We start from the raw sequence: 15814 nt of genomic DNA on the forward strand, positions 1-15814 counted from the left end.
TAAAGCCAAGGTTGCGTAGTATGGGGGCGCTTGCGGTTTTTTGCCTTAGCGACCACTTAATTTAATCGGCGGTCGCGCTGAGTTGCTTGCGCAGCAGCGCCAGGAAACCCTGCAGCACGGCGGACGGATTGTCGCGGCGCCAGGCCAGGCCCGTTTCCACCAGCGGCGTGGCTTCCTGCAACGGCCTGTATTCTACGCCCGGGCGCATCAGATTCGATACCGATTGTGGCACAAGCGCGATGCCCATGCCAGCCGAGACGAGGCTGACGATGGTTTGCATCTGGATCGCTTCCTGGCCGATCTGCGGCGTGATGCCAGCCGCGCGGAACACGCCCACTATCGCGTCGTGCAGGGCGGGCGATATCGCGCGCGGGAAAATGATCAAAGGCAGGGGCGGCAGGTCGCGCAGGCGTACGGGGCCCGGCGTATTTAATATGTCGAGGCCGGACGGCGCGGCCAGCACCAGCGGCTCGGCCAGCACGGGCAGGTAGTCGAGCTCTCCTTTCGCCTTCTCGGGCAGGGGCGGGATCAACAGGCCCGCATCCGTGCGCCCGGCCAGCAATTCATCGAGCTGCAAGTCGGAGGTGGCTTCCTGCAACGCGATCTGCACCTGCGGATAGGCGGTCTGGTAGGCGCGCAGCAGGGGCGGCAGCACGCTGTAGTCGGCCGACGAGACAAACGCCAGGCTCAGACGCCCCGCCTCGCCCTGCGCGGCCCGCCGTACCAGCGCGGGCAAATCGAGCGCCTGCGCCAGCAGGCGGCGCGCCTCGGGCAGCAGGGCCGTGCCGGCCGGCGTCAGCTGCACCTCGCGCCGGGTGCGCACGAACAGCGGTGCGCCCAGCAGTTCTTCCAGCGCCATGATGGTTTGCGACAGCGGTGGCTGCGTCATGTGCAGGCGCGCGGCGGCGCGGCCGAAGTGCAATTCCTCGGCGACGGTGACGAAATAGCGCAGCTGGCGCAGCTCAAGATTCATATGTGTTTCCATGCGGATTGATCGCTGTGATATGCAAAACGACTCACAGGCATGTGCATCATATATTTGACAGTGGGGCGCGCACAAGGCAATCTGACGTACCCCCACTGCATGCAGGGTTTTGTTGAAAATCCGCGCAGTCAGGCATCAATCATCCTTGGAAGGACCCCATCATGCCGCAATACCGCTCCCGCACCACCACCCACGGCCGCAACATGGCTGGCGCCCGCGCCCTGTGGCGCGCCACCGGCATGAAGGATGGCGACTTCGACAAGCCGATCATCGCCGTCGTCAACTCGTTCACCCAGTTCGTGCCCGGTCACGTGCATCTGAAGGATCTGGGCCAGATGGTGGCGCGCGAAATCGAGGCGGCCGGCGGCGTGGCCAAGGAATTCAACACCATCGCCGTCGATGACGGCATCGCCATGGGCCACGGCGGCATGCTGTATTCGCTGCCCTCGCGCGACCTGATCGCCGACTCCGTCGAATACATGGTCAATGCCCACTGCGCCGACGCCATGGTCTGCATCTCGAACTGCGACAAGATCACGCCGGGCATGCTGATGGCCGCCATGCGCATCAACATCCCCGTCGTGTTTATTTCCGGCGGGCCGATGGAAGCGGGCAAGGTCGTCAAGGTGGTCAACGGCACGCAGAAGATCATCAAGCTCGATCTGGTCGACGCCATGATCAAGGCGGGCGACAGCAGCGTGTCCGACGCCGACGTGGCGGAAATCGAACGCTCGGCCTGCCCGACCTGCGGTTCCTGCTCCGGCATGTTTACGGCCAACTCGATGAACTGTCTGACCGAAGCGCTGGGCCTGGCCCTGCCCGGCAACGGCACGATTCTGGCCACGCACTCGGACCGCCAGCAGCTGTTCCTGCGCGCGGGACGCCTGATCGTCGAACTGGCCAAGCGCCACTACGAGCAGGATGACTACTCGGTGCTGCCACGCTCGATCGCCACCAAGGCCGCGTTCGAGAACGCCATGGCGCTCGACGTCTCCATGGGCGGCTCGACCAACACCGTGCTGCATTTGCTGGCCGCCGCGCACGAGGCGGAAGTGGAATTCACCATGGCCGACATCGACCGCATCTCGCGCAAGGTACCGTGCCTGTGCAAGGTCGCGCCGATGACGGACAAATACCATATCGAAGACGTGCACCGCGCCGGCGGCATCGTGGGGATTCTGGGCGAACTGGCGCGCGCCGGCCTCTTGAACACGACCTTGCCAACGATCCACGCGCCGACCCTGGCCGACGCCATCGCGCAAAACGACATCATGTGCACGGACAATCCGGCCGTGCATGAACTGTTCCGCGCCGCGCCGGGCGGCGTGCCGACGCAGACGGCGTTTTCGCAGTCTGAGCGTTTTGCCGCCGTCGACATGGACCGCGCCACCGGCTGCATCCGCGACAAGGCGCATGCGTACTCGCAGGATGGCGGCCTGGCCGTCCTGTACGGCAACCTGGCCGAAAAGGGCTGCATCGTCAAGACGGCCGGCGTCGATGAAAGCATTTTGAAATTCTCGGGCAAGGCGCGCGTGTTCGAAAGCCAGGATACCGCTGTTGCAGCGATTTTGGCCGATACCGTGCATGAGGGCGATGTCGTCATCATTCGCTACGAAGGCCCGAAAGGCGGCCCCGGCATGCAGGAAATGCTGTATCCGACCTCGTACATCAAATCGAAGGGCCTGGGCAAGGCGTGCGCGCTGTTCACGGACGGGCGCTTCTCGGGCGGTTCCTCGGGCCTGGTGATCGGCCACGCTTCGCCGGAAGCGGCCGAAGGCGGTGCCATCGGCCTGGTGGAAGAGGGCGACTTCATCGACATCGACATCCCCGAGCGCAGCATCAACCTGCGCGTCACGGATGCGCAGCTGGCCGCGCGCCGCGCCGCCATGGAAGCGAAGGGCGACGATGCCTGGCTGCCCGTCAACCGCGAGCGCTACGTGTCGCAGGCGCTGCAGGCGTATGCGGCGCTGACGACGTCGGCCGACCGCGGCGCCGTGCGCGACCTGTCGCAGCTGAAAAAGCAGAAACGCTGATTTGTTGTATATGTGCGACGGCCGGCCCCGTTTGACCGCACGGGGCCGCCTGTCGTTACATCGCCTTACAAACAACATGGTCAGGTGCGCGCAGATGGGGCAGAATATGAGTGCCTAATCGCTACTACATTGCGTTACTACATTGAAACGCTTGATCTGGGCTCGTGGTGCATCTGCGGAAACACAGTAAAATGCCGCAGGAAGTAACTTTGGAGAAAAGACAATGAAACGTTTTATGTTGGTGAGTGTATTGACCGTATCGGCTCTGGCATCGCAAGCAGCATTGGCCAATCCGGACCTGGCGAAAGCAAAAAACTGCATGGCTTGCCACGCGGTGAGCACGAAACTGGTGGGTCCTGCGTATAAAGACGTGGCGGCCAAGTATGCCGGTCAAAAAGACGCGGAAGCCAAGCTCGTGGCGAAAGTCATGAAGGGCGGTTCCGGCACCTGGGGCGCGATCCCGATGCCAGCGAACCCGCAAGTGAGCGAGGCGGAAGCCCACACCTTGGTCAAATGGGTACTGGCACAGAAATAATCTGTGCCGCAGTACCAGCAATCAGCGCGCCGGCAATCCCGGCGCATTTTTTTTGCCCGTTGCCTTTTGCAGATTACCCATGCCCTGCAATGTCGCCCGCACGGCCTCGTCGAGCGGCGTATGCGGCTCTTGCCCCAGCACGGCCAGCAGCCGCGCATTCTCCATGCGCAAGGGCGTTTGCCACAGATAGCGCATCTCGCGCATTTCGCGCAGGGTCGCCACGAACGGCGACGCCAGCGCCACCAGCCACCACGGAAAGCGCCGGATGGCCGGAGGCGTGCCTGTGGCCTGTGCCACCACGCGGGCAATCGCGCCCGTCATTTGCCGGCCGTCGTGGTCCCAGTGGCCGGCCATGTGAAAGCGGGAGAACGCGGGCAAGGTGGCGCGCATGGACAGCAATTGCAGCATCGTGCGCGCCACGTCCGGCAGGTAGGACCACTGGTGGCCCACGCCGGGCGCGCCCGGATACAGGATGCTGCGCACGCCCTGGCCCGGTTTCACCAGGCCCTGCGAAAACCAGTTGTTGCCGGCGCGGGGGCCGAAGAAGTCGCCCGCGCGCACGATCAGCACCCTGGCGCCCTGCGTGCTGGCCCGTTCCAGCCGTGCTTCCAGTTCCACGCGGATGGCGCCCTTGCGCGTCTGCGGGTGCTGCGGCGCCTCTTCTGCCAGCACGGGAAAGGCGTCGGGCCCAAAGTTGTAGACGGTACCAGGCAGCACGATGGTGGCGCCTTCGGCCGTCGCCGCGGCGATGGTGTTGTCGAGCATGGGCAGCACCAGCCGGCCCCAGTGGCGGTAGCCGGGCGGGTTGACGGCGTGCACGATGACGGCGCAGCCTTTGGCGGCCGCCAGCACGTCCGCGCGCGACAGCGCGTCGCCGCGCAGCCATTCAATGCCGTCGCCGCGTGGCGATGGCGTTGCTCCCCGCGTCAAGGCGCGCACCTGCCAGCTCGCCGCCAATAGCTGGCGCAGCATCTCGCCGCCGATGCCGCCCGTGGCGCCCAGTACCAAAACCGTTTTCGTGTTTTCCATCATGGCCTCCGTGTGGTTGATGGCGCCAGTATCTGCCGCGCGAGGCTAATTGGGAATTGACGAACATCGAGTACAAGCTATACATTTATGCATGACCACCTCGATTGCCTGGGAATACTATCGTTCGTTGCTGGCCGTGCTGAAACACGGCTCGCTGTCCGGCGCGGCCCGCGCGCTGGGCATCACGCAGCCCACCGTCGGCCGGCATATCGCCGCTCTGGAAAAGGAGCTGGGCGCGACCCTGTTTACGCGCTCCCAGCAGGGCTTGCTGCCCACGGAAGTGGCGCTGGCGCTGCGGCCCCATGCGGAGACCATGGAGCACACTGCCGCCCTGATGCAGCGCGCCGCCAGCAGCCAGGGGCAGGGCGTGACCGGCGTCGTGCGCATCGCGGTCAGCGAAGTGGTGGGCGTGGAAGTGCTGCCGCCGATACTGGCCCGCCTGCGCGTACGCCATCCGGGCTTGACCATCGAATTGGTATTGAGCAACAAGGTGCAGGATTTGCTGCGCCGCGAGGCGGACATCGCCGTGCGCATGCTGCGCCCGCGTCAGGAGCAGCTGGTGGCGCGCAAGGTGGGCGAGATCGAACTGGGCTTGCATGCCCACGCGGATTATCTGGCGCAGCATGGCACGCCGGCCGGATTGCTTGACTTAGCGCAACACGCCGTCATCGGCTACGACGAGGCGAGCCCCTTCGTGCGCAACGCGGCTGCGGTCTTTCAGGGATTTTCGCGGGACAACTTTGCCTGGCGCAGCGACAGCGACCTGGCGCAACTGGCCCTGATACGCGCGGGCGCCGGTATCGGCGTGTGCCAGGTGGGGCTGGCGGCGCGCGATCCGGCCCTGCGGCGCGTGTTGCCGCAAGCGTTTTCGCTGCCGATGGAAACCTGGGTCACCATGCATGAAGACTTGCGCGGCAGCCTGCGCTGCCGCGCCACCTTCGACGCGCTGGCCGAAGGTTTACTCGCTTACGTGGCAGAACAGCCGTTTACTTGATCACTTCCATCTTGGTTTTCTTGCCGTCGCGGTACGTAAAGAGCGTCAGCGCGCCATCCTTGATGTCGCCGTTGGCATCGAACGAGATCGGGCCCGTCACGCCCTGGTAGTGCACCTTTGCCAGGAATGGCAGGTAGACGGACGGTTTCGACGATTTCGCGTCGGCCATGGCGGTGGCCATGGTCATCACGGCATCGTAGACGTACGGTGCGTACAGCTGCACTTCCATATTGTATTTCTGCTTGTAGCGGGCGCGGAAATCGTCCATGCCTTTTTGCTGCGCGCCCGTCACGCCGCCCGCTTCCGCGCAGGTGACCATGTCTTCGCCCACGGCGTCGCCGGCCAGCTTGCCCAGCGGCTCCGTGCACAAGCCGTCGCCGCCCATGAACTTGGCCTTGATGCCCAGCGCCTTCATCTGGCGCAGCATGGGGCCGCCCACGGAATCCATGCCGCCAAAGAAGATCAGGTCGGGATTTTTCGACTTGATGCTGGTCAAAATGGCATTGAAGTCGGTCGCGTTGGCATTGGTAAATTCCTTGCCGACGATTTGCACGCCAGGCGCCGCCTTCTTGGCGCCCTTGACGAACTGTTCCGCCACGCCCTGGCCGTAGGCCGTGCGGTCATCGATGACGGCGATTTTCTTCGCTTGCAGCTTGCCCACGGCATACGCGCCCAAAGTTCCCCCCAGCTTGTTGTCATTGGCCACCACGCGGAAGGCCGTGTTGAATTTTTGCTGGGTGTAGGTCGGGTTGGTGGCGGCCGGCGAAATCTGCGGAATGCCGGCATTGAAGTAAATGCGCGAGGCGGGAATCGTCGTGCCCGAGTTCAGGTGGCCGACCACGCCGTTGACCTTGGCGTCGACGAGCTTTTGCGCCACGGCCGTGCCCTGCTTGGGATCGGCCGCGTCATCTTCGGGCACCAGCACGAATTTGACGACTTTGCCGTCGATCTTGAAGCCTTTGGCGTTCAAATCCTCGATGGCCATCTTGGCCGCGTTTTCGTTATCCTTGCCCAGGTGGGAGCTGGCGCCAGAGACCGGGGCGACGTGGCCTATCTTGATGATTTCCTGCGCGCCCGCATGACCGGCAAAAGCGAGGGCGAGGGCGAGAGGAAGGACTTTGGTCTTGAGCAGCATAAACATTCTCCAATGGATAAAGATACGGCGGCGTCTCGTGAAACCGCTTCGAATGGCGGTACGTGTGAAGAACGGTACAACAAAAAACAGACGGCGCAAAGCCGCTTTTGGGGCTTTTTGCATTTTGTCGCAACAATCACCAAAGTGAGGCGCGATGCACCGGTTTCGCAGGCGCGAGCGCACCAAAGAATGGCGTTGGGAGGGGGAAAGGTGTAGGAGGTAAATGCTGGGGTCAGACCCGTCGGGTCTGACCCCGGATTTTTGCCGGTGGGTTAAATGGTGCCAACGGCAGACGTGCAGTTACTGCGCGGGCGGATGCAAATGCCCCAGTTCATGGCTCACCGCATGCGCCACGATCTGTTCCAGCGACTGCTGCAAGTCTGCGCGCAGGGCGCCGCGCATGCCGATCAGGGCGTTTTGCAGCGCCGTCTGCAGGACGTGGGCGATGCGCTCTTCCAGCAGATGGTCGATCTTGCCCTGCACCTGGTGCAGGATGCGCTGCGTCAGCCGCTGTTCGATGGCGTCCCAGTCGGGCTGCGCCACCGCTGGCGGCAATGCCGGCGGTGCCGGTACAGCAGGCTCTGCCGGGATGGCGGGAGCTAATTCCGGCCCCAGCAGCACCTCCGTCAGCAGGGGAATGCCCTGGTCGAATGGCGGCTGGTTCATGCTTTACCCGCCACGAAATGCGTCGGCTGCACGTCTTGCTGGCGGTAGTGCAGGAAGCGCTGGCGGCCCGCCTCCGCATCTTGTTCATCCATGGAGACGATCTCGAACACGCGCTGGAACTGCGCATAGTTGGGCGGCGGCAGCTGCGACAGGTTGACGAGGATGTCGTGGTGCGGCAGCTCGGCCGCCGCGTCATCGGTCAGGATGATGGGCGTTTGCGCCGCCAGCGGGTCGCCGGCCAGCACGTGCGGCAGGAAATCCGTGGCGGAAATGGTCCACATGGCGCTGTTCAAGGCGTCGAGCTGGGCGTCATCTTGCACCAGCACGACGACCTTGTTGCCGGCCATGTAGGCTTTGCGCACCAGGCGGCAGGCGTAAGCCAGCTTGTCCGGCACGTTGCTGTGAAAATCGACGCGCGTCATGTCGCCTTTCAAGCTGCCATGCCGCTATGGCGCAGCAGGGCGTCGATCGACGGTTCGCGGCCACGGAAGGCCGTGAACGATTCCAGCGCCGGGCGCGAGCCGCCGACGGACAGGATTTCCTGCAGGTAGCGCTTGCCCGCCGCCGTCGTGGCGGCCGGTCCCAGCGCCCTGGCTTCTTCAAACGCCGCATAGGCGTCGGCGGACAGCACCTCGGCCCATTTGTAGCTGTAGTAGCCGGCCGCGTAGCCGCCGGAGAAGATATGCCCGAAGGAATTCTGGAAGCGGTTGAAGGCGGGCGGGATGATCAGCGCGAATTTGGCGCGCACGCCGTCGATCAGCTGCTGCACGCTCTGGCCCGTGCCAGCATCGTAGTCATAGTGCAAATGCATGTCGAGCAAGGAGAACTCCACCTGGCGCAGGGTTTGCAAGCCGGACTGGAAATTTTTGGCCGCCAGCATCTTGTCGTACAGCGCGCGCGGCAGCGGCTCGCCCGTGACGGCATGCGCCGTCATGTGTTCGAGCACTTCCCATTCCCAGCAGAAGTTTTCCATGAATTGCGACGGCAGTTCCACGGCATCCCATTCGACGCCGGCAATGCCCGACACGCCCAGCTCGTCGACCACCGTCAGCATGTGGTGCAAGCCGTGGCCGAATTCGTGGAACAGGGTGATCACTTCATCGTGCGTAAACAGCGCTGGCTGAACCTGGCCGTCGACCACGGCCGGCTGCGTGAAATTGCAGGTCAGGTAGGCGATCGGCGTTTGCACGTGTTGCGCGTCGGCACGGCGGCCGCGCGCGTCGTCCATCCAGGCGCCGCCGCTCTTGCCCGCGCGCGCATACAGGTCCAGGTAGAACTGGCCGACCAGCTTGCCGTCGCGCTCGATGCGGTAAAAGCGCACGTCCGGGTGCCAGACGGGCGCCGTATCCAGTTTGATCTCGACGGCGAACAGGTTCTGGATCTGGCGGAACAGGCCGTCGATGACCTTGTGTTCAGGGAAATATTGTTTGACTTCCTGGGCCGAGAACGCGTAGCGGCGTTCCTGCAGTTTTTCGGAAGCGTACGGCACGTCCCACGCCTGCAGCTCGGCGATGCCCAGTTCTTCCTTGGCGAATTGCGTCAGTTCGGCCAGGTCTTTCTCGGCGAACGGACGGGCGCGTTGGGCCAGGTCTTCCAGGAAAGCGATGACTTGCGCGGGCGAGGTGGCCATTTTGGAAACGAGCGACACTTCGGCGAAATTGGCGTAGCCGAGCAGTTTTGCCTCTTCGTCGCGCAATTGCAACAGGGTGACGATATTCTGGGTATTGTCCCAGTCCTCTTTTTTGCTGAAGACCTCGCCCTGGTCCGACGCCTTGGTGGCGTTGGCGCGGTAGATGGTTTCGCGCAGTGCGCGCTGGTCGGCAAATTGCAGGATCGGGTAATACGACGGGAAGTGCAGCGAGAATTCGTACCCTTGCTTGCCCGCTTTTTCGGCGGCGGCGCGCGCGGCGGCCTTCACGTCGTCGGGCAGGCCGGCCAGGTCGCTTTCGTTCTCGACCAGCAACTTGTAGTCATTCGTGGCGTCGAGCACGTTTTCGGAAAAACGCGTCGAGACGGCAGCGTGCTCTTCCTGGATGGCGCCAAAGCGCTCTTTCTTGTCCTCGGGCAACTCGGCGCCGCCCAGGCGGAAGTCGCGCACGGCATTCTCGACGATGCGCCGGCGCGCCGGCGACAGGCTGGCGAAATCGGCGCGGGCCTGCAATTGCTTGTATTTGCCGAAGAGGATTTCGTTCTGGCCCAGTTCGGTCAAGAACTCCGTCACCTTGGGCTGGTTCGCATTGTAGGCGGCGCGCAGTTCGGGCGTATCGATCACGCTATTGAGGTGATTGACGATGCTCCAGGCGCGGCCCAGGGTTTCGGCGATCTGGTCCTGGGGCGCGACGAAGTTGTCCCAGCTCACTTCTTCCATGGGCGCTTCCAGCTGCGCCACCGTGGCGCGTGCCTGTTCCAGGAGGGTATCGATGGCAGGCGTGACATGCTCGTGCGTGATCGCGTCAAAGCGTGGCAAGCCGGAAAAATCAAGCAGGGGATTGGTATTCATCGTCGGTTCGTCCATTCTGTCTTCATATATGGAGCGCCTGAAAAACGTTCAGGGCAAGGCGCGGTGCCGAAGGCAGTACGAATAGTACGGCGAGGCACTGCAACGCAGCCATGGACGTTTTCTCAGGTGCTCCTCTTAAATGCGCTCGGCGGCTTCGACGGTGTTCATCAGCAACATCGTGATCGTCATCGGACCCACGCCACCCGGTACGGGGGTGATGTGGGAGGCGACTTCTTTCACGCCGGCAAAATCCACGTCGCCGCACAGCTTGCCGTCATCGTCGCGGTTCATGCCCACGTCGATGACGATGGCGCCCGGCTTGACCATGTCGGCCGTCAGGGTGTTGCGGCGGCCGACGGCGGCCACGACCACGTCCGCCTGGCGTGTGTACAGGCCCAGGTCCGGGGTCGCACTATGACAGATGGTGACGGTAGCGTTCGCTTGCAAGAGCAGCAGGGCCATCGGCTTGCCGACGGTGTTGCTGCGGCCGATGACGACGGCGTGCTTGCCGCGCAAGTCGACGCCAGTGCTTTCGATCAGTTTCATGCAGCCATATGGCGTGCACGGGCGGAAGCCGGGCAAGCCCGTCATCAGTTCGCCGGCGCTCAGCACGGAATAGCCATCCACGTCTTTCGTCGTGGAGATCGCTTCGATGACCTTGTGCGGGTTGATGTGCTTGGGCAAGGGCATTTGCACGAGGATGCCGTGGATGGCGGGGTCGGCGTTCAGGCTGGCGATGCGTGCCAGCAAGTCCGCTTCGGACAGGTCCGCTTCATATTTTTCCAGCACCGAGTGGAAACCCACGTCGCCGCACGCCTTGACCTTGTTGCGCACATACACCTGGCTGGCCGGGTCTTCGCCGACGAGTATCACGGCCAGGCCGGGCTGGGTGCCCTTGGCCGTGAGGGCGGCGGCGCGCGTGGCGATCTCGCTGCGCAGTTTTTGGGAGAGGGCGATTCCGTCGATCAGTTGTGCTGGCATGGTAGGGAGGCTGTGTGGGAGGGAAAAGACAGATTATAAAGCCGGCCGGCGCAAAGGGGCGGTTTTGGCGCCAAGCCGTTAAGTTAAGCAGTGCCATGCGTTTAAAAGCGCAAGGCTTAATAACAGCGGGCCGGAAACGCGGGCCTGAGAAAATGCCGATGGCGGCGTTGCAGCTCCTTGCCGTACTGGCGTACTGTCTGCGTCGCCGCGCCTTGCCCTCGACATTTTTCAGGCTCGCTTGGCCCGGGGAGCCTGTGCAGGCGACCGGGGTGTTGATTCATTTTGCTACTCTGCTCATCCTAATTTCCGGGCGGAATTTGCGGCACTGCAGCATAAATTTCATAGGGTGTTTTCACAATATGAAATGCTATATCGTAATTTGAAAAATACTAAATACGCTGTTAGAATCCCCACACTAAACCGACTTAATAGTAAATAATCAGCGAAATACCGTCCGACAGCGATCCGGAAAATCGGGGTGGGGCGTTCACAAAGGAGACTCAACAGATGTCAGCTCAACTGAACCAGGTAACGACACAGATCGGCACCGACCCGGATATGCAGGAAACCAAGGAGTGGCTGGACGCGCTCGAAGCCGTGCTGGAAAATGAAGGTCCGGAACGCGCGCATTACCTGATGGAGCGCATGGTTGACCTGGCCCGCCGCCGTGGCGCCCAGATCCCGTTCTCCAGCACCACCGCCTACGTCAATACCATCCCCACCAAACAAGAAGCACACTGCCCGGGCAACCTGGAATACGAAGAGCGCCTGCGCTCGTGGATGCGCTGGAACGCCATGGCCATGGTGGTCAAGGCCAACCGCGCCGACGGCGACCTGGGCGGCCACTTGTCCTCGTTCGCTTCGCTGGCGAACATGCTGGGCATCGGTTTCAACCACTTCTGGCACGCGCCGACGGCCGACCATGGCGGCGACCTGCTGTACATCCAGGGCCACTCCTCGCCCGGCGTATACGCGCGCGCCTTCCTCGAAGGCCGCCTCTCCGAAGAGCAAATGCTGAACTTCCGCAAGGAAGTCGACGGCAAGGGCCTGTCCTCGTACCCGCATCCGAAGCTGATGCCGGACTTCTGGCAGTTCCCGACCGTGTCGATGGGCCTGGGCCCGCACATGGCGATCTACCAGGCGCGCTTCCTGAAGTACCTGCACGCACGCGGCATCGCCAAGACCGACAACCGCAAGATCTGGGCCTTCTGCGGCGATGGCGAGATGGACGAGCCGGAATCCCTGGGCGCGATCGGCCTGGCCGCACGCGACATGCTCGACAACCTGGTCATCGTGGTCAACTGCAACCTGCAGCGCCTGGACGGCCCTGTGCGCGGCAACACCAAGATCATCCAGGAACTGGAAGGCGAATTCCGTGGCGCCGGCTGGAACGTCGTCAAGGTCATCTGGGGTCCGGGCTGGGACGCCCTGCTGGCGCAAGATAAAGAAGGCATCCTGCAGCGCGTGATGATGGAAACCGTCGACGGCGAATACCAGAACTACAAGGCCAAGGATGGCGCCTACGTGCGCAAGCACTTCTTCGGCAAGCATCCGAAGCTGCTGGAAATGGTAGCCAACATGACCGACGACGACATCTGGCGCCTGACCCGTGGCGGCCACGATCCGCACAAGATCTACGCGGCCTTCAAGATCGCCCAAGAACACAAGGGCCAGCCGACCGTCCTGCTGGTGAAAACCATCAAGGGCTACGGCATGGGCAAGTCCGGCGAAGCGCGCAACACGGCGCACCAGACGAAAAAACTCGACGACGAAGCCATCCGCGAAATGCGCGACCGCTTCTCGCTGCCTATCCCTGACGACAAGCTGGCCGACATCCCGTTCTTCAAGCCTGCCGATGACGCGCCGGAAATGGTCTACCTGCACGAGCGCCGCAAGGCCCTCGGTGGCTACCTGCCGCAGCGCCGCCAGAAGTCGGAAGAAACCTTGCCCGTGCCTGGCCTGGACGCGTTCAAGAACGTGCTGGAAGCGACGCCGGAAGGCCGTGAAATCTCCACCACGCAAGCGTTCGTGCGCGTCATTTCGACCCTGCTGAAAGACCCGAACCTGGGCCAGCGCGTGGTGCCTATCCTGGTTGATGAATCGCGTACCTTCGGCATGGAAGGCCTGTTCCGCCAGATCGGCATCTACAACCCGAAAGGCCAGTTGTACGAGCCGGTCGACAAAGACCAGGTCATGTACTACCGCGAAGACAAGGCCGGCCAGATCCTGCAAGAGGGCATCAACGAAGCGGGCGGCATGAGCTCGTGGATCGCCGCGGCGACGTCGTACTCGACCAACGACCGCATCATGATCCCGTTCTACACCTTCTACTCGATGTTCGGCTTCCAGCGCATCGGCGACCAGGTATGGGCTTCGGCCGACATGCGCGCCCGCGGCTTCCTGATGGGCGGCACGGCCGGCCGCACGACCCTGAACGGCGAAGGCTTGCAGCACGAAGATGGACACAGCCATATCTTCGCCGCGACCATCCCGACCTGCATGCCGTACGATCCGACCTTCAGCCATGAAGTCGCCGTCATCATCCAGGACGGCCTGCGCCGCATGATCGCCAACCAGGAAGATGTGTTCTACTACATCACGATCATGAACGAAAACTACGCCCAGCCAGGCATCAAGCCAGGCCAGGAAGAAGGCATCCTGAAAGGCATGTACAAGCTGCAGGAAGGCAAAGCTGACGCCAAGCTGCGCGTACAACTGATCGGCTGCGGCACCATCCTGCGCGAATCGATCTTCGCCGCCGAATTGCTTGCCAACGACTGGGGCGTGGCTGCGGACGTGTGGTCGGCGCCGTCGCTGACCCTGGTGGCCCGCGATGGCCAGGATGCGGAACGCTGGAACATGGTCAACCCGTCGAAACAGCAGCGCGTGCCGTACGTGACGTCACTGTTGCAGGACACGGACGGCCCGATCGTCGCCACGACCGACTACATGCGCGCGTTTGCAGAACAGATCCGCGCCTTCATGCCGAAGGGCCGCACCTACAAAGTGCTCGGTACCGATGGCTTTGGCCGCTCGGACAGCCGCGCCAAGCTGCGCGAGTTCTTCGAAGTGAACCGTTATTATGTCACCGTGGCCGCGCTCAAATCGCTGGCTGACGAAGGCAAGATCGACGTGTCGGTGGTGGAGCAGGCGATCGCCAAGTACGGCATCGACGCGAACAAACCGAATCCGGTGACCCAGTAATCGTTGTGCGGACCCGATGATGCCAGGGCGGTGCGAAAGCGCCGCCCTGGCGTGTGTGCGGGTCCATCTGACAAATAAAATAACGGAGCAAGCTATGAGCATTGTGGAAGTCAAAGTCCCGGATATCGGCGATTTCAAGGAAGTCGAGATCATTGAACTGATGGTCAAGCCGGGCGACACGGTCAAGGTCGACCAGTCCCTCATTACCGTCGAATCGGACAAGGCCAGCATGGAAATTCCATCGAGCCACGCCGGTGTCGTCAAGGAATTGAAAGTCAATGTGGGCGACAAGATCGCCGAAGGTTCGCTGGTGCTGCTGCTGGAAGTGGCGGACGACGCCTCGGTCCCGGTATCGGCACCTGCGCCAGCCGCCGCTGCGCCTGCACCGGCAGCCGCGCCAGTTGTTGAAGCAGCACCTGCCGCCGCCCCTGCGCCAGCCGCCGGCGGTCTGGTCGAAGTGACCGTGCCCGATATCGGCGACTTCAAGGAAGTCGAAGTCATCGAACTGATGGTCAAGGTCGGTGACACGATCGCCGTCGAGCAGTCGCTGCTGACGGTCGAATCGGACAAGGCCAGCATGGAAATCCCATCGAGCCACGCCGGTATCGTCAAGGAATTGAAGGTCAAGGTTGGCGACAAGGTTGCCAAGGGTAGTCTGGTACTGGTGGTGGAAACGACCGGCGGCGCCGCTGCTGCCGCTGCTGCACCGGCCGCCGCGCCTGCCCCGGCCGCGCCAGCCGCCGCCGTCGCTTCGGCGCCGGTCGCCGCTGCCCCGGCACCTGCCGCCGCGCCTGCCGCAAATGGCAAGCTGGCGCACGCCTCGCCTTCGATCCGCAAGTTCGCGCGCGAACTGGGCGTGGAGCTGGCGCTGGTCGGCGGTTCCGGTCCGAAGGGCCGCATCACCCAGGAAGACGTGCAGAATTTCGTCAAGGGCGTGATGTCGGGCGCCGTTGCCGCGCCAAATGCTCCAGCCGCTGCCAAAGGCGGTTCCGGCGTGGGCCTGGATCTGCTGCCATGGCCGTCGCTGGACTTCAGCAAATTCGGCACGACCGAATTGCTGCCGCTGTCGCGCATCAAGAAAATCTCGGGCCCGAATTTGCACCGCAACTGGGTCATGATCCCGCACGTCACGCAGTTCGACGAAGCGGACGTGACGGACCTGGAAGCGTTCCGCGTCGACACCAACGCGGCCAACGCGAAGAACAAGGATGCGGCCAAGCTGACCATGCTGGCCTTCGTCATCAAGGCCTCCGTCGCCGCGCTGAAGAAATTCCCCGCGTTTAACGCCTCGCTCGACGCCAAGGGCGAGAACCTGATCCTCAAGCAGTACTACAACATCGGCTTCGCGGCCGACACGCCGAATGGCCTGGTGGTGCCCGTGATCAAGGGTGCGGACCAGAAGTCGGTCTCGCAAATCGCCCGCGAAATGACGGAATTGTCGCTGCAGGCGCGCGAAGGCAAGCTGAAACCGGCCGACATGCAGGGCGCCAGCTTCACGATTTCGTCCCTGGGCGGCATCGGCGGCACGCACTTCACGCCTATCGTGAATGCGCCGGAAGTGGCGATTCTCGGTCTGTCGAAAGCGTCGATCAAGCCGGTATGGGATGGCAAGGCCTTCCAGCCGCGTTTGATGATGGGCACTTCGCTGTCCTACGACCACCGCGTGGTCGATGGCGCGATGGGCGCGCGATTCTCCGTGTACCTCGGCGAAGTCCTGGCCGACATGCGCAAAATTCTGCTGTAAGGAGCGAT

The 15814-nt window shown here is 63.0% G+C and carries 12 protein-coding genes; 5 read left to right on the forward strand and 7 right to left on the reverse strand.

Features of this window, described 5'->3' with window-relative positions; translation table 11 throughout:
• Positions 1-61: 61 nt before the first annotated feature.
• On the reverse strand, positions 62-973 hold the full coding sequence (locus KY494_RS23365; protein WP_219888405.1) for a LysR family transcriptional regulator: 912 nt from the start codon (positions 971-973) through the stop codon (positions 62-64).
• Between the two features lie 173 nt (positions 974-1146).
• Between KY494_RS23365 and ilvD the strand changes: the two genes are divergently transcribed.
• Complete coding sequence (ilvD, locus tag KY494_RS23370; protein WP_219136645.1) at positions 1147-3018, forward strand: dihydroxy-acid dehydratase; 1872 nt, start codon at positions 1147-1149, stop codon at positions 3016-3018.
• Positions 3019-3241: 223 nt separating this feature from the next.
• Entirely contained in the window at positions 3242-3553 is a 312-nt protein-coding gene (locus KY494_RS23375) for a c-type cytochrome (RefSeq protein ID WP_092713693.1), read from the forward strand.
• A 21-nt stretch (positions 3554-3574) separates the two neighbouring features.
• Here the strand turns inward: KY494_RS23375 and KY494_RS23380 are convergent, their stop codons facing one another.
• Positions 3575-4582, reverse strand: a complete 1008-nt coding sequence (locus KY494_RS23380) for an NAD(P)H-binding protein (RefSeq protein WP_219888406.1) — start codon at positions 4580-4582, stop codon at positions 3575-3577.
• Between the two features lie 91 nt (positions 4583-4673).
• Between KY494_RS23380 and KY494_RS23385 the strand changes: the two genes are divergently transcribed.
• Positions 4674-5576, forward strand: coding sequence for a LysR family transcriptional regulator (locus KY494_RS23385; RefSeq protein ID WP_219888407.1), 903 nt, complete (start codon positions 4674-4676; stop codon positions 5574-5576).
• Here KY494_RS23385 and KY494_RS23390 read toward each other — a convergent pair.
• The 5 genes from KY494_RS23390 to folD all read right to left on the reverse strand — a co-directional run bounded on the left by KY494_RS23390 (position 5569) and on the right by folD (position 10858).
• The gene (locus KY494_RS23390) at positions 5569-6711 is read right to left on the reverse strand and encodes a branched-chain amino acid ABC transporter substrate-binding protein (protein WP_071075745.1); all 1143 of its coding nucleotides are present in this window, start codon (positions 6709-6711) and stop codon (positions 5569-5571) included. The genes KY494_RS23385 and KY494_RS23390 overlap by 8 nt on opposite strands.
• A 300-nt stretch (positions 6712-7011) precedes the next feature.
• Complete coding sequence (locus KY494_RS23395) at positions 7012-7377, reverse strand: hypothetical protein (protein WP_219136648.1); 366 nt, start codon at positions 7375-7377, stop codon at positions 7012-7014.
• On the reverse strand, positions 7374-7799 hold the full coding sequence (locus KY494_RS23400) for a DNA polymerase III subunit chi (protein WP_219888408.1): 426 nt from the start codon (positions 7797-7799) through the stop codon (positions 7374-7376). The genes KY494_RS23395 and KY494_RS23400 overlap by 4 nt, the downstream gene beginning before the upstream one ends.
• Positions 7800-7807: 8 nt before the next feature.
• The gene (locus KY494_RS23405) at positions 7808-9877 is read right to left on the reverse strand and encodes a M3 family metallopeptidase (protein ID WP_219888409.1); all 2070 of its coding nucleotides are present in this window, start codon (positions 9875-9877) and stop codon (positions 7808-7810) included.
• Positions 9878-10012: 135 nt separating this feature from the next.
• Positions 10013-10858: a bifunctional methylenetetrahydrofolate dehydrogenase/methenyltetrahydrofolate cyclohydrolase FolD gene (gene folD / locus KY494_RS23410; RefSeq protein ID WP_141170504.1), complete on the reverse strand. Its 846-nt coding sequence runs from the start codon at positions 10856-10858 to the stop codon at positions 10013-10015.
• Positions 10859-11365: 507 nt separating this feature from the next.
• Between folD and aceE the strand changes: the two genes are divergently transcribed.
• The gene (aceE, locus tag KY494_RS23415; protein ID WP_219888410.1) at positions 11366-14062 is read left to right on the forward strand and encodes a pyruvate dehydrogenase (acetyl-transferring), homodimeric type; all 2697 of its coding nucleotides are present in this window, start codon (positions 11366-11368) and stop codon (positions 14060-14062) included.
• 94 nt (positions 14063-14156) lie between these two features.
• The gene (gene aceF, locus KY494_RS23420; protein ID WP_219888411.1) at positions 14157-15806 is read left to right on the forward strand and encodes a dihydrolipoyllysine-residue acetyltransferase; all 1650 of its coding nucleotides are present in this window, start codon (positions 14157-14159) and stop codon (positions 15804-15806) included.
• Positions 15807-15814: the final 8 nt, after the last annotated feature.

The organism is Janthinobacterium sp. PAMC25594, from assembly GCF_019443505.1.
Taxonomy (GTDB): domain Bacteria; phylum Pseudomonadota; class Gammaproteobacteria; order Burkholderiales; family Burkholderiaceae_D; genus Janthinobacterium.

Bases quoted from the DNA above. Each gene is read 5' to 3' on its own strand.
- KY494_RS23365 (WP_219888405.1), bottom strand. From the start codon at position 973: ATGAATCTTGAGCTGCGCCAGCTGCGCTATTTCGTCACCGTCGCCGAG.
- ilvD (WP_219136645.1), top strand. From the start codon at position 1,147: ATGCCGCAATACCGCTCCCGCACCACCACCCACGGCCGCAACATGGCT.
- KY494_RS23375 (WP_092713693.1), top strand. From the start codon at position 3,242: ATGAAACGTTTTATGTTGGTGAGTGTATTGACCGTATCGGCTCTGGCA.
- KY494_RS23380 (WP_219888406.1), bottom strand. From the start codon at position 4,582: ATGGAAAACACGAAAACGGTTTTGGTACTGGGCGCCACGGGCGGCATC.
- KY494_RS23385 (WP_219888407.1), top strand. From the start codon at position 4,674: ATGACCACCTCGATTGCCTGGGAATACTATCGTTCGTTGCTGGCCGTG.
- KY494_RS23390 (WP_071075745.1), bottom strand. From the start codon at position 6,711: ATGCTGCTCAAGACCAAAGTCCTTCCTCTCGCCCTCGCCCTCGCTTTT.
- KY494_RS23395 (WP_219136648.1), bottom strand. From the start codon at position 7,377: ATGAACCAGCCGCCATTCGACCAGGGCATTCCCCTGCTGACGGAGGTG.
- KY494_RS23400 (WP_219888408.1), bottom strand. From the start codon at position 7,799: ATGACGCGCGTCGATTTTCACAGCAACGTGCCGGACAAGCTGGCTTAC.
- KY494_RS23405 (WP_219888409.1), bottom strand. From the start codon at position 9,877: ATGAATACCAATCCCCTGCTTGATTTTTCCGGCTTGCCACGCTTTGAC.
- folD (WP_141170504.1), bottom strand. From the start codon at position 10,858: ATGCCAGCACAACTGATCGACGGAATCGCCCTCTCCCAAAAACTGCGC.
- aceE (WP_219888410.1), top strand. From the start codon at position 11,366: ATGTCAGCTCAACTGAACCAGGTAACGACACAGATCGGCACCGACCCG.
- aceF (WP_219888411.1), top strand. From the start codon at position 14,157: ATGAGCATTGTGGAAGTCAAAGTCCCGGATATCGGCGATTTCAAGGAA.